Here is a 16501-nt window from a genome sequence, read left to right on the forward strand (position 1 = left end):
CGCTTCGCCTGTCTTTCAGTCTTTTCCGGAGCCTCGCATGCGTATTGCCGATCCCGCCCAGACCCGCCTGGTCAACGAAGTCAAACTGCTGCTCGAAAGCTTGCCGCTCGATGGGGCGCGGGTGCTTGAACTGGGCTGTGGCAAGGCGGAAAAAACCCGTCTGCTGGCCGAGAGCGGGCGGGTGCGCGAAATCGTCGCCCTCGAAGTCGATGCACGGCAGCATGCGAAAAATCTCGAAATTGGCGACCTGCCGCAGGTCCGTTTCGCGTCGGGCGGAGCCGAAGCCATCCCCCTGCCCGATGCCAGCGTCGATCTGGTGCTGATGTTCAAATCGCTGCACCATGTGCCGCTGGCGCTGATGGATCGGGCGCTTGGCGAAATTGCCCGGGTGCTCAAACCGGGCGGCCTGGCCTGGATTTCCGAGCCGGTTTACGCTGGCGACCTGAACGAAGTGTTCAAGCTCTTCCACGACGAAAAAATCGTCCGTGAAGCGGCTTTTGCCGCGCTTTGTCGCGCCGTCGAACAAGGCCCGCTGCAACTGCGCGAGCAACTCTTTTTCAACACCCGCAGCCATTTTGCCGACTTCGCGCAGTTCGACCAGCGGATGATCCAGGTCACCCACAGCGACCATCGGCTGTCGCCCGAACTGTATGCCCAGGTTAAGGCCAGGTTCGAGCAGCATCTCGGGCCGGAAGGGGCGACCTTTTTCAACCCGCAGCGGGTCGATCTGCTGTCCAAGCCGGCCTGAACGGTTTTTACGATCTTTGCCGGTCGACCGTGGAATTCCCGACCATGCCGCTGAGCGGTGTGCCTGAGCAGTTTGCGGCGGCTGCCGACCGGGCCGAATTCTGCGCCGGTCCGCGTCCGGGGGTTGAACTCTACCGGGCGCAGATCGTGCATCATGCTTTTGCGCCGCACAGCCACGAGGGCTATGGCTTCGGCGTGATCGAAGCAGGCGCCGAGCGCTTTCGTTATCGCGGCAGCGACTATCTTGCCGGCCCCGGCGCGCTGGTGACGATGAACCCGGATGTGTTGCATACCGGCGCTGCGGCGGGCGACGAGGGCTGGCGCTACCGGATGATTTATCTGACGCCGGCCGTGCTGGCGGAAATCAGCGGCGAACCTGGCTGGTGGTATGCCCAGCCATTGGCAACGGCGCCAAGCGCCCAGGTCCGCCAGATCGAATTATTGCTGCAGGCCCTTTGGCAATGTGCTGACGCCTTGACCGGCGACAGCCTGCTGGCCCTGTTGCTCGATGCGCTGCGCCCGGCGACACAAGGCCTGCGCCCGGTGGAGCCGCCGTTGCGGATGAGCCGGGTGCTCGACTACATGCATAGCCATCTGGCCTCGACCGTGCGGCTGGAGGATCTGGCCGCAGTGGCCGAGCTGAGTCCCTTTCATTTCCTCCGCCAGTTTCGTGCCTGCTACCACGTTACTCCGCAGCAGATGCTGATGGCGCTGCGCCTGCAGCAAGCCAAGCAACGGCTGGCGCTCGGGCAGCCGCTGGCAACGGTGGCGGCCGAGGTTGGCTTGAGCGACCAAGCGCACCTGACCCGTGCCTTTTACCAGCGCTACGGCACCACGCCGGCTGCCTACCGACGGCAGATTCAACGCGCCTGAGGTTTCGCCGGCCGACCTTGAGCGCCGCCGGCATGCCGCCAGCGGCAAGCGCAATCCGGTACAAGACAAGGGCGACGAGCGGCGGCACACTGCTGCGGTTCCGGCAGATTTGAGCGCCGGGTAAGGGTTGCGAGGAGTTTTATGTTTTTGGGCGTTTTGCTGGCCTTGGCCGCCGGGCTGATGTGGGGGCTGGTCTTTGTCGGGCCGGTCTGGCTGCCGGATTATCCGGCCGTGCTGCATACCGCCGGCCGTTATCTGGCATTTGGCGTGATCGCCTTGCCGCTGGCCTGGTTTGACCGGTGCGAACTGGCCGGTCTGCGGCGGGTGGACTGGTGGATGGCACTCAAACTGGCGGCGATCGGCAACCTGCTGTACTACTTTTGCCTGGCCAGCGCCATCCAGCTGGCCGGCGCGCCGCTGCCGACGATGATCATCGGCTGTCTGCCGCTGGTGATCGCGATTTGTGCCAACCTGCGCCAGCCGGCAACGGGCCGGCGCCTGCCCTGGGCGCGACTGGCTCCCCCATTGGTGCTGCTGGCCGCCGGGATCGCTTGCGTGCAGCAGGTCGAATGGCAGGCACTGCGCGCCGGGCCGGGAGGCTCCGGGCAGGTGGTCTACGGGATGTTGCTGGCGACGGCGGCATTGATTTGCTGGACCTGGTATCCATTACGCAACGCCGACTGGCTGCTCGCCCATCCCGAGCGCCGGGCGCGTGCCTGGGCTACGGCGCAAGGCCTGGCGACCTTGCCGCTGGCGATCCTCGCCTATCTGTTGATCCTGCTCTTTCCCGCTACCGTCGGGGCCGATTTTGCGCTGCCCTGGGGGCCGCGCCCGCTGGCTTTTTTCGGCTTGATGCTGGCCATCGGCCTGTTCGCCTCGTGGCTCGGAACCCTGTGCTGGAATGCCGCCAGCCGCCGCTTGCCGGCGGCGCTGGTCGGCCAGCTGATTGTCTTTGAAACCTTGGCTGCCTTGCTCTACGCTTATTTGCTGCGCGCCAGCTGGCCGCCGTTGCTGACCTGGATCGGGATCGCGCTGTTGTTGCTGGGGGTGAGCTGGGGCTTGCGGGTCAGTCGGGCGGCCGGAACGGTGGAGCCGGTTTAAGACTGGCTCAAGGCCGCCTCCCGCGCCCTAATCGAGCAGACGAAGCAGAAAGCCGGCACCGTCGACCAGCAGGTCGACCAGATCCACCCGTTCATTCCAGGCGCCCGCCTTTTCCCGGCGCAGCCGGCTGCGCTCGCGCTCGGTCGCGATGATCAGGTCGCCGAGAGCTTCCGGGCTGGGCGCCCGGGCTTGCCGTTGGTCGGCCTGATGGTAGCGGGCCAGCGCGGTTTCCACCGCCTGCGGGTCGAGCAGCGTGATCGGTGCGCGGCAGTGCGGGCAGGCCGGGTCGCGTTGCAGGTCGACCGGGGCGCCGCAGCCGTTGCAGCGGATTTGTTTGATCTCGACCGCCAGTCGGGCGATTTCACCCGGGGTGAGCTGGCGGATGAAACCCTTTTCGATCAGAAATTGCGAAAAGGCAACGAAACGGCCGTGTTGCTGCGGGCAGCGATGGTAGTTGAAGCGGCCGCCAGGCTGGGCCAGGTCCATCCCGTGCCGCAGTGCTTCGTCACAACGCGGGCAATGCAATGTGGCCGGTAGCGGCTGGCGCGGCGTATCCCGCCGTGCGTGGATTTCGCGGAACAGTTCGATGACACCGCCGGGCGTGAGCTGCAGGCTTTCGTACTGATCGAACCACAGTCCCTGGCAGCTGTAGCAGAGGTCGAGCGCCACTTCGCCGCCCTGCCTGCGCGGATAGCGCAGCTTGGCCATGGTCTGGCGGCAGGCCGGGCAGGCGAGGGGCAGCATCGGGCTGGAGAACTGCGCTCAGCCGCAGCCGTTGGGGCGGATGGTGCCGAGGTTGAGCGTGACGCCCTTTTTCATCTTGCCGATGACGTGCATTTCGCAGGCCTGGCAGTCGAATTTGAGCACCAGCTTTTCGTTGCCGTTGATCAGCGTCATCGGGTCCGGCTTGATGTACTTCACCTCCTTGGGGCAGAGGTTGAAGCTGTAGCGCAGGCAATGGCGGGTGATCATCAGCGAGACCATGCCCTTTTCGTTGCCCGCCTCGTAGGCCTCCTCGATCAGCTTGACCCCGTGCTTCTCGTAGAAGGCGCGGGCCTTGGCGTTGAAGACGTTGCCGAGGTAGGTCAGTTCATCTTGCGGGTAGGGCACCGGGTTGGCTGCCGGTTGGTCGCGTTGCGGGCGCGGATGGCTGGCGATGCGGGCGGCGAGCAGTTTTTCCGTTGCCTCGCGGCGCAGCGCATTGACCGCACCGACCGGCAGGAACCACGCTTGCTGCAAGGCCAATTCAACCTCGCGGCAAGTGAAGGGCGTATTGCCGAACTTGCCCAGGTTTTCCTTGAGCTTGGCCAATGCGGCCTCAGGGTTCTGCGCCAGTTCGCTGCCGATTTTTTCGCTTTTGGCCAGGTCGACCGTGACACTGAGCTGATCCTCATCGGTGAGCGTCAGCGCAAAGCCCTTTTCGTACTCGGCAAAGCGGGCGCTCAGGGCGATGCGGCGCTCGGCCGAGTCCTTTTCCAGCGCTCGCTCGAATTCCTGGTCGCGGTTGCGGAACAGGCTGACGCCTTCGGCCAGGTCGGCGGGCATCTCGGCCGGGTAGAGCTTGCCGCTCTCGACCTTGTTGATGCGCATCCCCTGCACGTCGCCGTGCGCGTCGTGGAAGCAGACGCCGTCGCCGTTGTGGAATTCCTGGTCGCTATTCACCGTGATCCAGCCGTCGCCGACCTCGCTCACCTCGCCGATCAGTTCGCCGACGAAGGCCGGCGAATCGAACGCACCGATGTCGTCCTGGCGGCCGCCGGCAAAGTAGTCGGTATAACCGCGATTGAAGGTCTTGTCCGGCTGCGGGGTGAAGGTGAAGGTCGAGCGGCCGCTGGACGCGCGCACGTACTGCGGGTTGGCGTCGATGATCTCGTCGAGCAGGCTGCGGTAATGCGCGGTGATGTTCTTGACGTAGGAGAGGTCCTTCAGCCGGCCCTCGATCTTGAAGGAGTTGACCCCGGCCTCGATCAGCGCCAGCAGGTTCTCGGACTGGTTGTTGTCCTTCATCGACAGCAGGTGCTGGTTTTCGGTGATCACCTTGCCCTTGTCGTCGACCAGCGTGTAGGGCAGGCGGCAGGCCTGAGAGCATTCGCCGCGATTGGCGCTGCGCCCGGTGTGCGCGTGGCTGATGTAGCACTGGCCGGAGTAGGCGACGCACAGCGCGCCATGCACGAAATATTCGAGCGACAGCGTGGTGGCGGCAGCGACCTTTTTGATTTCGTCGATGCTCATTTCGCGCGCCAGCACCAGCTGCGAGAAACCGGCGTCTTCGAGGAACCTGGCCTTGGCCGGGTTGCGGATGTCGGTCTGGGTCGAGGCGTGCAGCTGGATCGGCGGCAAGTCCATCTCCAGCAGGCCCATGTCCTGGATGATCAGCGCATCGACGCCGGCGTGGTAAAGGTCCCAGCACAGCTGGCGCCCGGCTTCGAGTTCCTCATCGTGGAGGATGGTATTGACCGCGACGAAGACCTTGGCCCGGTAGAGGTGGGCAAAGTCGCAGAGGCGGGCGATCTCGGCCAGCTCGTTGCCGGCGCCGTAGCGGGCGCCGAAGGCCGGGCCGCCGATATAGACGGCGTCGGCGCCGTGCTTGATCGCTTCGATGCCGAAATCGGCGTTCTTGGCCGGGGCGAGGAGTTCGATGGGGTGTTGGTAACGCATGTCTCGATTCAGGCGTGCCGGCCCCGGCGAGGGGCTGGCAACGCGAAGGGGGTCAGGGATGGCTGCTTAGTAGCAAAAACGCGGTGCGAGTTCGCACAAATTGAACTCGCGCAGGATGGCTTCAGCGCGTTCGCGGGCGTTTTTGCGCGGCTTGCCGCCGGGGCGCCTGGAGGCAATGATCAGCTCGTTCTTCATCGAATGCTCCCAGCCGACCAGTTCGGTCACGGTCACCTCGTAGCCGTGCGACTCCAGCAGCAGGCAGCGCAGCACGTTGGTCAGGTGGCTGCCGAGTTCGCGGGTGTGGATCGGGTGGCGCCACAGTTCGGACAGCGGGGTCTGTCCCAGCGCTTCATTCTTGCGGGCGCGCATCGCGGCCGCGACTTCGGCCTGACAGCAGGGCACCAGCACGAGGTGGCGGGCATTGCGGGTGAGGGCGAAGCGGATCGCGTCGTCGGTGGCGGTATTGCAGGCGTGCAGCGCGGTCACCACATCGACCGTCGCCGGTAGTTCTGCCGAAGTCAGTGAATCCTCGACCGTGCAGGCGAGAAAGCGCATGCGCGGGAAATTCAGGCGCTCCGCCAGTTCGCGCGACTTGTCGACCAGTTCCTTACGGGTTTCGATACCAACGATCTCGCCAGCGTCCAAAGCCTTGAAATACAGGTCGTAGAGGATGAAGCCGAGGTAGGACTTGCCGGCACCGTGGTCGACCAGGGTCTGCGCGTCGGCGAGCAGCGGCTCGATGAACTGGTACAGGTGATAGACCTGCTTGAGCTTTCGGCGGGTATCCTGGTTGAGCTTGCCGTCGCGCGTCAGGATATGCAATTCCTTCAGCAAATCAATGGATTGGCCGGGACGGATCTCGGGGATGTCGGCGGGGGTGTTCTGCTTTTTCATGGGGCGCGATTATCGCATTTCCACCGCCCCCGTTGCCCGTTTTCGCGACTTGAGAAATTACTTCAAGTTTTTGCATGATTTGTGTCAACCGGATGAAAAGAGCCGCGTTATTCGGCTCATGGTGATCCACACCGCTTGCTAAACCGGAGACAAAAATGGGCCGTCTGAGTAACGAATCCTTTGAACAATTTCTGGATTCCCTGAAGAAAGCTGGCATTACGATTTCCAACGAAGCCGAGTTGCGCGAACGTCTGGCCGAAGCCCAGCGCTGGCGCTTCGCCTTCCAGACCCTGGCTGCCAACGGCAAGTCGATCGGCATCAGCTTTGCCGAAACTGCCGAAGGCCGCAACGACGCCGAAATCGAGCGTGCGTTCAACGAATTCAGCCTGTCTGAACGGACCCGCGCGGTTTTCTCCGCCAGCCTCAAGCACTGATCCCGCTGCGTTCGCGCCAGTGCGCGATGCGATCAGCCAGGGCGCCCCAGCGGCGCCCTTTGTTTTATGAAAATCCTGCTCTACCTGCTGCTTTTGCTGGCCTGCGGCTGGCTCCTTGCCAGTTATCCCTTCCTCTTCGAAATCCCGCTGCTACTGGCCATTGGTGGCGCCTACTACCTGTTTTTCCGGGTGCCAACCCAGGGTGAATGAAGCCGCCGCCGCGCTTGGCCGGTGGTTTTTGTCCTTTTACGCGGTCGACCGTGGAAATCTGCCCGGTTGCGCCTGGCAGGCTCAGAGTCTGGGCAGCAACTCGATATCCGGCAGCTTGGCCAGTACCTGGTCGTAGGTCGGGTAGCGTGTCAGCGCCTCGACCACGACGGCCAGCGGCTCGGCCCAGATTTCCGGTAGGTCGCGCTCGGCGGCTTCGCGGATGGCAAAGGCCAGCGCTTCTTGCGGTGGCATGAACTGCGCCGCAACGCCCGGCTTGTTGCCGCGCGCATCGATCCGATACCAGCCGAAATCCTGCAAATACACCGCATTCAGTCCGTGCAGGCAATACGGCGCGCCGCTGTCGCCAACCGCCAGCCGCTGGTAGCACAAGCCGGCGGGAATCCCGTTGGCGCGCAACAGCGCCGCCAGCAGGTGACTCTTGGCGTAGCAATAGCCGGTCCGGTGCCGCAGCACGTCGGAGGCCTTGCAGGTCACCGGATTCAGCCGATAGTCTGAACTATGGCGGATTTGGTCGCGGACAAACTCGAAGCAGCGGCGGGCGCAGTCCAGTTTGCCCTCGCTCTCGCTGGCCAGACGGCGTGCGAGTTGCTGGATTTCGGGATGGTCGACGTCGATGTAGGAACTGGCGGCGAGATAGCGGTGCATGGGGCGGGTACTCGAAAAAATGGTGGGGAATGGCAGGCGAATCCGGCTTCAGGGGCTGTCAGTGGCAAGGCCCATGGTCGGCTGCGATGGCTCGGCGGCGGGTGGGTTTTCAGCCTCTTTTTTGCCATTTTTTGCGGTCGACCGTGACAGGGCCTTGGAGAGTGCGCTGCTGCTGCGGTAGCCGCTGCGCCGGGCGGCTTCCTTCAAGCCCCGGCCTTGCGCCACTGCCTGGCGGGCCAGCGCCAGGCGCAAGTCGGCAAGATACTGCCCCGGCGTTTGCTGCAGGCAGTCGCGAAAGCAATTGGCAAAGGCGGTGCGCGACATGCCGGCAGTGGCGGCCAGACTTTCCAGCGTCCAGGGGGCGGCCGGCGCTTCGTGCAGCGCGACCAGGACCCGCGCCAGGCGCGGCTCGGCCAGGCCGCGAAACAGCTGGCCGCTGCGGCCGGGGTGTTCGATCTGGTGGCGGAGCAGGGTGATGAAGAGGATTTCACAGGCCCGTTTGAGCAGGGCCGGCTGGCCGCAGCGCGGGGCCTGTGCCTCGTCGCAGATCAGGCCGACCACCTGGCGCAATGCCGGCGATTCGCTGCCGTCGCAGGCGATTACTTGCAATTCGGCAAACTGCGCCGCCAGCAAGGAGCCGGCCGGACCGTCGAAGCTGATCTGCAGGCGCAGCCAATCGGCACCGGCAGGGGCCGCCAGCAAGGTGGTTGGAACGTAGCCGCCAAGCCACAGGGCCGGTGCCTTCAGCTCGTGTTCGCTCGTTTCGGCCGAGAACCGGGCGTGGCCGCGCAGCAGCAGCCCAAGCCGCAAGCCGGCGCTGGCCGCCGGCCAGGGGCAGTCGCCGCCAAGCAGGTCGATCCTGGGTTGGGCGCCTTCAAGCAAGGCAGAGAGCCGGTCCAGGTGGCTGAGATTTGTACGAATAGACATGATTTCTGAACGATTTGTTTGTTCGGGTACAGGATACTGTATTCCATGGCACTCAGACCCGGTGCCTCAGCATCCCGTCTTTCTGGAGAAAATCATGTCCTTATCCCCATCCCCGCTCTTGCCCCGTCGTCCGGTTCCTGCCCTGCGTGTTCCTCTGGTTGGTGGCGGCGATTTCGTGCTCGGTGTCGCGCCGGGCCAGCATTTTGATCTGGTGGTCGTCTATCGCGGCCTGCATTGCCCGCTGTGCGCCAAGTATCTGCTCGAACTCTCGCGGCTGCAGGACGAGTTTGCCCAGCGCGGCGTGAGTATCATTGCCGTCAGCAGCGACGACGCCGAGCGCGCCGCCGCGATGGCGGAAAAGGTGCCCGGCCTGCGCTTCGGCTACGGCCTCAACCTGCACAGCGCCCGCCAATGGGGTCTGTACATCAGCGCCGGGCGCGGCAAGACCTCGATCAATATCGAAGAGCCGGCACTCTTTGCCGAGCCTGGCGTTTTTCTGGTCCGTCCCGACGGTACGCTCTACTACGGCGCGGTTCAGACCATGCCCTTCGCCCGCCCGAATTTCTCTGACCTGCTGCTCGCCGTCGATTTCGCGATCAGCAAGGACTACCCGGCGCGCGGGGAATATGCGGGGGCATTGCCGCTGTAAAACCGGGCCGGGCATCCGACCCGGCGGTCTTGGCCGGTTTTTGCCCATTGGCCACGGTCGACCGTGGAAAAGCCCGTTTTTTGTCGTCAATTTCCCTGGGGTTTGCGGCAGGACAAAGCGCTGCCAGTTGCCGGGGGTAGGATGGGGGTGTGGTTTCTGGGTCTCGGAGGTGCGAATGTCGGGGCGACGGTGGATGGCGGGGCTGGGGGTGTTGTGTGCCTTGTTGCTGGCCGATGGCGTGCTGGCGGCCGGGCCGTGGCGGGCGAACCGGGCGAATACGCCGGGCTGGCAGTGGCTGACGCCGGCCGAGCGGCTTGAGCATCAGGCGCGGATACGCACTTTCGGCGATTACGACGAGTGTGTGCGTTATCGTCTGGCGCATCGGCAGTTGGTCCGCGAGCGGGCGCGCGCCAGTGGCCAGCAGTTGGGGCGGGGGCGGGATGATTTTTGCGCCCATTTGCCCCGGCGGGAGGATGGCCGATGAGCGCTATTCCTGTTTCGCCCTGGGCCACGGGCGCCTGGCGCCTGCCTTTGCTCGTCGGTGTGTTGGCTGGCTTGCCGGCCGCATGGGCGTGGCCGTTAGAGGTGGGTGGCTGGCGGGCGGCCGGGATCATTGCCGGCTGGCTGGGGCTGGGCTTGTGGGCAGCATCCTTGCTGCTGGTGGTGCGCGGGGTCCGCTTGTCGGCCTGGCTGGGCGGCCTGGCGCGGATGTATCGCTGGCATCATGGCCTGGCGGGGCTGCTCTATCCGTTGCTGCTGTCGCATCCCTTGTTGCTGGCTGCCGACTTGCTGGACGAGGGAGCGCCGGTAGCCTGGTCCTTGTTGTCGCCGCTGGAACAGGGATGGGCGGTGTGGTCGGGCTGGCTGGCCTTGGCGACTTTGGCACTGGGACTGGCGCTGGCCTTGCAGCCGGGGCTGGCTTATCGTCGCTGGCGGGCTTGGCATGCTGGACTGGTCGTGCCGCTGTTGCTGGCGGTACTGCATTTGCAGGCGCTGGGTTTGCGCCAGTTGCTGCTGGGGCTGCCGGTATTGGCAGCGGGCCTGCTGCTGTGGCGCTATCTGGGCAGCGATTGCGGCTGGGGTGCCCATCCGGCCGAGGTGGTCGCGGTCGAGCATCCGCAAGCGGCGATGATCGAAGCGACGCTACGGCCGATGGTCGGGGCGGCACCGTTTCCAATGGCCCGTCCGGGGCAGTTTGTGTTGCTGGCCTTTGGCCACGGCGCCGGGTTTGCCGGCTGCGGGGAGTTTCATCCTTTTACCCTGAGCGAGGTTGCTGCAGGCGGTGACTGGCGAGTGGCGATCAAGGCTATGGGGCCGTGTTCAGCGCACTTGCAAGGGCTGCAAGCGGGTGTGCCGCTGCGAATTCAGGGGCCGTTTGGCGAGTTTCTCGGCCATGCCGGCACGGCGCCGGCATGGTGGTTTGCCGGTGGTGTCGGGATTACGCCGTTTCTGGCGCGCTTGCGGGCGCCGCAAGCGCTGGCGGCGACCCGTCTGGTGTATTTTTCCCGCTCTGCCGATGCGGTGGCCTATCGCGACGAATTGTCGGTCCTGGTCGAGGGACATCCCGGGTTTTCCTGGCAGTTGGTGGTCGCCCAGCCTGGCGATGATCTGGCGGAGCATTTGCCGACGGCCGATGCGCTGGCCGGCCAGGATTGCTATCTGTGCGGGCCGCCGGCCTGGATGGCGCAGGTGCGTGCAGAGTTGCGGGAGCGTGGTGTGCCAAAGCACCGGATTTTCTTTGAACGTTTCGAGTTTCGCTGATGCGACGCTGGTTCCATCTTTCCAATCTGCTGTTTGTTGCGGCACTGGCCGGCTTGTACGTGGCCGCCAAGCTGCAGTTGCCGGTCGAGCCGGTGGCGGCACCAGCCGAGGTATCGGTCAACGCGCTTGAGCTGGCCCGCCATGCCGAGGCAGGGGATTGCTGGATGGCAATCAACGGCGAGGTCTACGATGTCACCGATTATTTGCCGGAGCATCCATCGCGGCCGGCGGTGATTCTGGCCTGGTGTGGCCGTGAGGCGTCGGAGGCCTATCGGACCAAGGGCAAGGGCAAGCCGCATTCGGCCGCTGCCGGCCAGTTGCTGCCGGCTTACCGGATCGGCCGCTATCAGGCAGATTGACCGCGGGCGCCGGGGTCTGGGTAAAAATGTTCGGTGACCACGGTCGACCGTAAAAACCGCCCATTTTCCCATCACCAAACAAAAATCGCGGCCGGGGCCGCGATTTGCTGAGTGAGCAGCCGTTTAGCGGCTGATCGGCTTGTAGCGGATGCGCTTGGGCTTGGCGCCTTCTTCGCCCAGGCGGGCCTTCTTGTCGGCTTCGTATTCCTGGTAGTTACCGGGGAAGAAGGTCCATTGCGATTCGCCTTCGGCGGCCAGGATGTGGGTGCAGATGCGGTCGAGGAACCAGCGGTCGTGCGAGATGACCAGCGCGCAGCCGGGGAATTCGAGCAGGGCGTCTTCGAGCGCGCGCAGGGTTTCGACGTCGAGGTCGTTCGACGGTTCGTCGAGCAGCAGCACGTTGCCGCCGGTCATCAGGGTCTTGGCCAGGTGCAGGCGGCCGCGTTCGCCGCCGGAGAGGTTGCCGACCTGCTTGCCCTGATCGCCGCCCTTGAAGTTGAAGCGGCCGATGTAGGCGCGGCTGGGCATTTCGAACTTGCCGATCTGCAGGATGTCGCTGCCCTGAGCCAGTTCTTCGAACACCGTCTTGCTGCCGTCGAGGCAGTCGCGTGACTGGTCAACATAGGCCAGCTTGACCGTCTGGCCGATCTTGACTTCGCCGGCGTCGGGTTGCTGCTGGCCGGTGATCATCTTGAACAGGGTCGATTTACCGGCACCGTTGGGGCCGATGATGCCGACGATGGCGCCGGGCGGGATGGCGAAGCTGACGTTGTCCATCAGCAGCTTGTCGCCAAAGGACTTGGTGACGCCGTTGAACTCGATGACCTGGTCGCCCAGGCGCTCGCCGACCGGAATGAAGATTTCCTGGGTCTCGTTGCGCTTCTGGTATTCGTAGGAGGACATTTCCTCGAAGCGGGCCAGACGGGCCTTGGACTTGGCCTGACGCGCCTTGGGGTTGGAGCGGACCCATTCGAGTTCCTGCTTCATCGCCTTCATGCGCGCGGCTTCCTGCTTCTGTTCCTGCTCCAGGCGTTCTTCCTTCTGTTCCAGCCACGAAGAGTAGTTGCCCTTCCAGGGAATGCCCTCGCCACGGTCGAGTTCGAGAATCCACTCGGCGGCGTTGTCGAGGAAGTAGCGGTCGTGGGTGACGGCGACGACGGTGCCGGGGAAGCGGACGAGGAACTGCTCCAGCCATTCGACCGATTCGGCGTCGAGGTGGTTGGTCGGTTCGTCGAGCAGCAGCATGTCGGGCTTGGAGAGCAGCAGCTTGGCCAGGGCGACGCGGCGCTTTTCACCGCCGGAGAGAACGCCGATCTTGGCGTCCCAGGGCGGCAGGCGCAGCGCGTCGGCGGCGATTTCCATCTGGTGTTCAACATCGGCGCCGGAGGTGGCGATGATCGCCTCAAGGCGGGCCTGTTCTTCGGCCAGCTTGTCGAAATCGGCGTTTTCGTCGGCGTAGGCGGCGTACACCTCTTCCAGCTTGGCCTGGGCCGACATCACTTCGCCGAGCGCCGATTCAACTTCTTCGCGCACGGTCTTGTCGGCGTCGAGCTGCGGCTCCTGCGGCAGGTAGCCGATTGAAATCTTCGGCTGCCACTGCACTTCGCCGTCGTATTCCTTTTCAACGCCGGCCATGATCTTCAACACGGTCGACTTGCCGGCGCCGTTCAAACCCAGCAGGCCGATCTTGGCGCCGGGGAAGAAGGAGAGGGAAATATCCTTGATGATCTGCCGCTTGGGCGGCACCACCTTGCTCACGCGGAGCATCGACATTACGTATTGAGCCATTGAAAAATGCCTTTTTCGTCAGTTGACCGTAAATAAGAAAGCGAAGGCCCGGAAAACGGGCCGCAAAGGACGAAGTTTAGCCTGAAAGGGCGAGCCGGGCGAATGCCGGGCGTGCCTTGGTCGGGTTCGTTCCGGCCGCAGGCTACGTCATTCCCGGAAGCTGCCGGTTTCAGTCGCTTTCCAGCGTCAGCAGCGGGGCCCCTTCGGCAACCCGGTCCCCCGGTGTAATGTGCAGCGCGGTAATCCGCCCGGCGCGCGGTGAGGGAATGTCGAGTGCGACCTTGCCGGTTTCCAGCGTCAGGATGGTCTGGTCGAAGTCCAGCCAGTCACCCACCGCAACCGCAATATCGAGGATGAACACCTCGCCCTGGGCGCAGGCGCCACAACTCTCCCAGCATTCCGGAGTGCGCGGCATGGGGATGATGTGGGTGGGCATGGGAGGCAGAATGCAGAGATTTTGAAAAAGCCCTTGCATTCTACGCTGAACTGTCTATAATGCGCCGCTCTGACAGCGCGCCCGTAGCTCAGTTGGATAGAGTACTTGGCTACGAACCAAGGGGTCGGGCGTTCGAATCGCTCCGGGCGCGCCATTCAGAAACAGATCAGGCACTTCGCAAGAAGTGCCTTTTTTGTTTCTGTTTTACCTGTTTCCCTTGCGATTGCAGGTTTTGTGCCTGTCTATGCCCCGGATATAATCACATTTTCATTGACGGGCAGGCGCCTTGACCGGGCGGAAATGATGCGACGGCATTCCGGGTTTACGTTGATCGAACTGGTGACGGTGATTGTCATTCTCGGCATTCTGGCGGCGACGGCGTTGCCCAGGGCGGTCGATCTTTCTTCCGATGCGCGGCGGGCAACTTTGCAGAGTGGGGCCGGGGCGATCATGAGTACCGTATCGCTGGTCAGCGCCAAGGCCCGGGCTTCCGGGTTGTCGGCGGATGGCCTGGTGCATCTGGTCGATCTTGGCGGCGGCCGGATGGTCGAGGTGGTCGGGGTCAATCCGTCGTGCTCTCCTGACGGGATCTGGAAGGCGATGACTTTGTCGAGCACGCAATACACCTGGACCGAAGGGGGAAGCGGCAGCTTGTATTGCACCTTGTATGCGGCGAATAACGGCGCCAAGCATTCCGACAGTTGTGGCGTGGTATATAGCGCCGAATTTGGCAATTTGTGGGCGCCGCTGACTTCAGGTTGTTGAGCTTCTCTTGTTGCGATGCAGCAACTTTTTTTCTATCTGTCTCCGGGGACTTTCTTTTAAAGCTTGGAAATAAGGGTTTCACGTCGGTTAAATTTTTGTTGCGCTGCACAAAATCAGTTGACAGCTACGCCGCTGTGGCTACAATCGAGTTGTGCTGCAGTGCAACATAACGTGTTCGGCGATATGTGGCGAGTGGCTTCTTGAGTCCAACCCCCAGGAGAAAACATCATGATCAAGCCCGAAGAGTTTGCCAAGACCGGCGTCGATTTCACCTTCTTTTTTGCCAATACCGCTTTTGACGCTTTCGAAAGCCTGATCCTGTTGAACATGGCGACTGCCCGTTCCGCTTTCGAACTGTCCCTGTCCAACCTCAACGCCATCCTTGGTGCGAAGGATCTGAACGCGCTGGTCGCCGTGCAGAAGGAACTGGCTGGCCCGTCGCTGGAAAAGAGCATCGATTACTCGCGCAAAGTGATCGACATCGCTGCCGATACCAAGGGCAAGCTGGCCAAGGAAGTCGAAGCCAAGGTCGCTACCGCCAATGCTCAGGTGTCGCAGATCGTCGAGAAGGCCCTGGCTGCCGCTCCGGCCGGCTCTGAAGCTGCTGTTGCCGCCGTCAAGTCGGCGATCAAGACCGCTGGCGATACCCTCGAAGGTATCAACAAGGCTGCCAAGCAGGTTGCACAGGTTGCTGAGGCCAGCGTTTCTGCTGCCACCGAAGCCACCCTGAAGGCAGCCACCGCTGCGCAAAAAGCTGCCTGATCGGACTTTCCGTTCAGTCCATCGGCCGGGGCCTGACCCCGGCTTTTTTGCGTCGGTTGTCGGCGGCTGGCGGCTGGTTTTGGCCGGTTTCCACGGTCGACCGTGGCAATCGCCAAAAACTACGGGCAGTTGGCAGGGAGTGCGAGCAGAGGGAGTGGCATTTGCTGGCGTAGGGTTTCCGGTGGAGCCTGCAGGCAGTAGCGGCGACCGTCGGGTAGGGTGACGCGAACCAGTTCGCCATTCAGGCGTTCAACCTCGGGGCCGTTGTGGATTTGGCCAGAGGTGGCGAGCGGTTCGAGTGCGAGGCGCGGCTGGCGTTCGGCACGGGCGCGGGCCTGGCGGATTTCTTCGCGCCAGGCGGCGGTTCCGCGCTCGATCAGCATCGCTGCGTCGACTGCGGGGGGTGCTTGCGATGGTTTGCTTGCTGTCGTCCAGTGCGGGCCTGGTGCGCTTGCCGCTGCGGTGGAAGTGCGCGGCTCGCGTGTCCGGGGCGACGCCGGGGCGGTGCGTGCCGCCGCCGCTGGCGGCAGGTTGTTGGCGGGGGGCTTCAACGAGATTTCCGCGGGTAGCCGGATGCTGACCCGCAGCGGGAGCGTGGCTGGAGCCGGGTGAGGCTGGCTGAGGTCAGGCAGGCCATAGCCGGCGCCAAGATGGAGCAGGCCGGACAGCAGTAGCGGTCCGGCCAGTTTGCGCGCAGCCGGTTCAGGCATGCCGGCTGCGCAGCGCCGGCAGGCTTTCGCTGTGCGGGTCGGCCAGCGGCAGCAACTGCTGCAGGGCGTGAATGTACGCTGCCAACGCTGCCTGGCCGCTTTCGGTCAAGGCGTAGAACGATTGCGGGCGACTGCCGCCTTGCTCTTTGCGAACGCTGAGGTAGCCTGCGGCAAGCAGCTTTTTGAGGTGGGCGTCGAGGTTGCCGTCGGAAACCGCCAGCTGACGCTTCAACTCGCCAAAGGTCTGTTCGCCGGCAGCGGCGAGAAAAGCCACCAGTTGCGTACGCAGCGGCTGGTGCAGCAAGGGATCAAGTTCTTCCATGCGGGTTATTTCAGGTTGAATTCAGCCGACATTTCGCCGGGGCTGAGGGCATCCGGACGATTATCCTTGAAGCCGGGCAGGCTGATCACAAAACGCCCGCCGACCCGGTCGCTGTCGCGGCTCCAGGTTTTGCCGTCAAAGCTGAGCTGGCCGCGATAGAGATAGACATCCTGCTTCAGCTGTACCTGCAGTTCGCCCCGGTCGCTTTGCGCCAGCAGGCTGCCTTGTACGCTGACCTGAATCGGCAACTTGCTGGCGGCCGGGTAGCGGAGGACGAAGTTGCCGTCTTCCGGCCCTTTCTGGCCGTAGGTGACGACTGGCAGGCGCGCGATTTCTTCCGGGCTCGGGGTGTTGAGGCTGGCGCAGCCGGGCAGTAGCGCCGCACAGGCAAGGCTCAGGGGCAGAAGGTGGCGGGTCGGACGGGACATGATGAATTCCT

The 16501-nt window shown here is 63.7% G+C and carries 21 protein-coding genes and 1 tRNA gene; 12 read left to right on the forward strand and 10 right to left on the reverse strand.

Annotation, left to right across the window (positions count from 1 at the left end; genetic code table 11):
• Positions 1–37: 37 nt before the first annotated feature.
• The 3 genes from VX159_RS07695 (at position 38) to VX159_RS07705 (ending at position 2721) form a co-directional block, all read left to right on the forward strand.
• Positions 38–748 (forward strand): class I SAM-dependent methyltransferase, encoded by a 711-nt coding sequence (locus VX159_RS07695; RefSeq protein ID WP_371325387.1) that lies wholly within the window; start codon positions 38–40, stop codon positions 746–748.
• Between the two features lie 44 nt (positions 749–792).
• Positions 793–1620 carry an AraC family ligand binding domain-containing protein gene (locus tag VX159_RS07700; RefSeq protein WP_371325388.1) on the forward strand — a complete coding sequence of 276 codons (828 nt, stop codon included), beginning with the start codon at positions 793–795 and terminating at the stop codon, positions 1618–1620.
• A gap of 141 nt (positions 1621–1761) precedes the next feature.
• Positions 1762–2721 carry a DMT family transporter gene (locus VX159_RS07705; protein ID WP_371325389.1) on the forward strand — a complete coding sequence of 320 codons (960 nt, stop codon included), beginning with the start codon at positions 1762–1764 and terminating at the stop codon, positions 2719–2721.
• Between the two features lie 27 nt (positions 2722–2748).
• On the opposite strand, the gene VX159_RS07710 is transcribed toward VX159_RS07705, so the two are convergent.
• The 3 genes from VX159_RS07710 to VX159_RS07720 form a co-directional block, all read right to left on the reverse strand.
• Entirely contained in the window at positions 2749–3465 is a 717-nt protein-coding gene (locus tag VX159_RS07710; RefSeq protein ID WP_371325390.1) for a zf-TFIIB domain-containing protein, read from the reverse strand.
• An 18-nt stretch (positions 3466–3483) separates the two neighbouring features.
• Positions 3484–5379, reverse strand: coding sequence for a U32 family peptidase (locus VX159_RS07715; protein ID WP_371325391.1), 1896 nt, complete (start codon positions 5377–5379; stop codon positions 3484–3486).
• A 66-nt stretch (positions 5380–5445) separates the two neighbouring features.
• Positions 5446–6273 carry an SAM-dependent methyltransferase gene (locus VX159_RS07720; protein WP_371325392.1) on the reverse strand — a complete coding sequence of 276 codons (828 nt, stop codon included), beginning with the start codon at positions 6271–6273 and terminating at the stop codon, positions 5446–5448.
• Between the two features lie 155 nt (positions 6274–6428).
• On the opposite strand from VX159_RS07720, the gene VX159_RS07725 reads away from it, so the two are divergent.
• Positions 6429–6707 (forward strand): hypothetical protein, encoded by a 279-nt coding sequence (locus tag VX159_RS07725; RefSeq protein ID WP_371325393.1) that lies wholly within the window; start codon positions 6429–6431, stop codon positions 6705–6707.
• Between the two features lie 66 nt (positions 6708–6773).
• Positions 6774–6917, forward strand: coding sequence for a hypothetical protein (locus tag VX159_RS07730; RefSeq protein WP_371325394.1), 144 nt, complete (start codon positions 6774–6776; stop codon positions 6915–6917).
• Positions 6918–6998: 81 nt separating this feature from the next.
• On the opposite strand, the gene VX159_RS07735 is transcribed toward VX159_RS07730, so the two are convergent.
• Positions 6999–7583, reverse strand: a complete 585-nt coding sequence (locus VX159_RS07735; RefSeq protein ID WP_371325395.1) for a transglutaminase family protein — start codon at positions 7581–7583, stop codon at positions 6999–7001.
• A 48-nt stretch (positions 7584–7631) separates the two neighbouring features.
• Positions 7632–8510, reverse strand: a complete 879-nt coding sequence (locus VX159_RS07740; protein ID WP_371325396.1) for a helix-turn-helix domain-containing protein — start codon at positions 8508–8510, stop codon at positions 7632–7634.
• Positions 8511–8604: 94 nt separating this feature from the next.
• On the opposite strand from VX159_RS07740, the gene VX159_RS07745 reads away from it, so the two are divergent.
• From VX159_RS07745 to VX159_RS07760, 4 genes are all read left to right on the forward strand, one after another.
• On the forward strand, positions 8605–9159 hold the full coding sequence (locus VX159_RS07745; protein ID WP_371325397.1) for a peroxiredoxin-like family protein: 555 nt from the start codon (positions 8605–8607) through the stop codon (positions 9157–9159).
• 175 nt (positions 9160–9334) lie between these two features.
• Complete coding sequence (locus VX159_RS07750; protein WP_371325398.1) at positions 9335–9643, forward strand: hypothetical protein; 309 nt, start codon at positions 9335–9337, stop codon at positions 9641–9643.
• The gene (locus VX159_RS07755) at positions 9640–10920 is read left to right on the forward strand and encodes a hypothetical protein (RefSeq protein ID WP_371325399.1); all 1281 of its coding nucleotides are present in this window, start codon (positions 9640–9642) and stop codon (positions 10918–10920) included. The genes VX159_RS07750 and VX159_RS07755 overlap by 4 nt, the downstream gene beginning before the upstream one ends.
• Positions 10920–11279: a cytochrome b5 domain-containing protein gene (locus VX159_RS07760; RefSeq protein ID WP_371325400.1), complete on the forward strand. Its 360-nt coding sequence runs from the start codon at positions 10920–10922 to the stop codon at positions 11277–11279. Before VX159_RS07755 ends, VX159_RS07760 begins: the two co-directional genes overlap by 1 nt.
• A gap of 123 nt (positions 11280–11402) precedes the next feature.
• Here the strand turns inward: VX159_RS07760 and ettA are convergent, their stop codons facing one another.
• Both ettA and VX159_RS07770 read right to left on the reverse strand, forming a co-directional pair.
• A complete protein-coding gene (ettA, locus tag VX159_RS07765; RefSeq protein WP_371325401.1) occupies positions 11403–13067 on the reverse strand; it encodes an energy-dependent translational throttle protein EttA in 1665 nt (554 codons plus the stop codon).
• A 169-nt stretch (positions 13068–13236) separates the two neighbouring features.
• Positions 13237–13503, reverse strand: coding sequence for a biotin/lipoyl-containing protein (locus tag VX159_RS07770; protein WP_371325402.1), 267 nt, complete (start codon positions 13501–13503; stop codon positions 13237–13239).
• 77 nt (positions 13504–13580) lie between these two features.
• On the opposite strand from VX159_RS07770, the gene VX159_RS07775 reads away from it, so the two are divergent.
• The 3 genes from VX159_RS07775 to VX159_RS07785 all read left to right on the forward strand — a co-directional run bounded on the left by VX159_RS07775 (position 13581) and on the right by VX159_RS07785 (position 15030).
• Positions 13581–13657 (forward strand) — tRNA-Arg (locus VX159_RS07775).
• Positions 13658–13803: 146 nt separating this feature from the next.
• A complete protein-coding gene (locus VX159_RS07780) occupies positions 13804–14268 on the forward strand; it encodes a type II secretion system protein (RefSeq protein ID WP_371325403.1) in 465 nt (154 codons plus the stop codon).
• Between the two features lie 228 nt (positions 14269–14496).
• Positions 14497–15030 carry a phasin family protein gene (locus VX159_RS07785; protein WP_371325404.1) on the forward strand — a complete coding sequence of 178 codons (534 nt, stop codon included), beginning with the start codon at positions 14497–14499 and terminating at the stop codon, positions 15028–15030.
• A gap of 119 nt (positions 15031–15149) precedes the next feature.
• On the opposite strand, the gene VX159_RS07790 is transcribed toward VX159_RS07785, so the two are convergent.
• Genes VX159_RS07790 through VX159_RS07800 form a run of 3 tightly spaced genes read right to left on the reverse strand, consistent with a single transcriptional unit; the run spans position 15150 to position 16490 of the window.
• Entirely contained in the window at positions 15150–15740 is a 591-nt protein-coding gene (locus VX159_RS07790; protein WP_371325405.1) for a hypothetical protein, read from the reverse strand.
• Positions 15733–16062: a transcriptional regulator gene (locus tag VX159_RS07795; protein WP_371325406.1), complete on the reverse strand. Its 330-nt coding sequence runs from the start codon at positions 16060–16062 to the stop codon at positions 15733–15735. Before VX159_RS07795 ends, VX159_RS07790 begins: the two co-directional genes overlap by 8 nt.
• Positions 16063–16067: 5 nt before the next feature.
• On the reverse strand, positions 16068–16490 hold the full coding sequence (locus VX159_RS07800; RefSeq protein WP_371325407.1) for a hypothetical protein: 423 nt from the start codon (positions 16488–16490) through the stop codon (positions 16068–16070).
• Positions 16491–16501 lie beyond the last annotated feature (11 nt).

This window comes from Dechloromonas sp. ZY10, from assembly GCF_041378895.1.
Lineage (GTDB): Bacteria > Pseudomonadota > Gammaproteobacteria > Burkholderiales > Rhodocyclaceae > Azonexus > Azonexus aquae.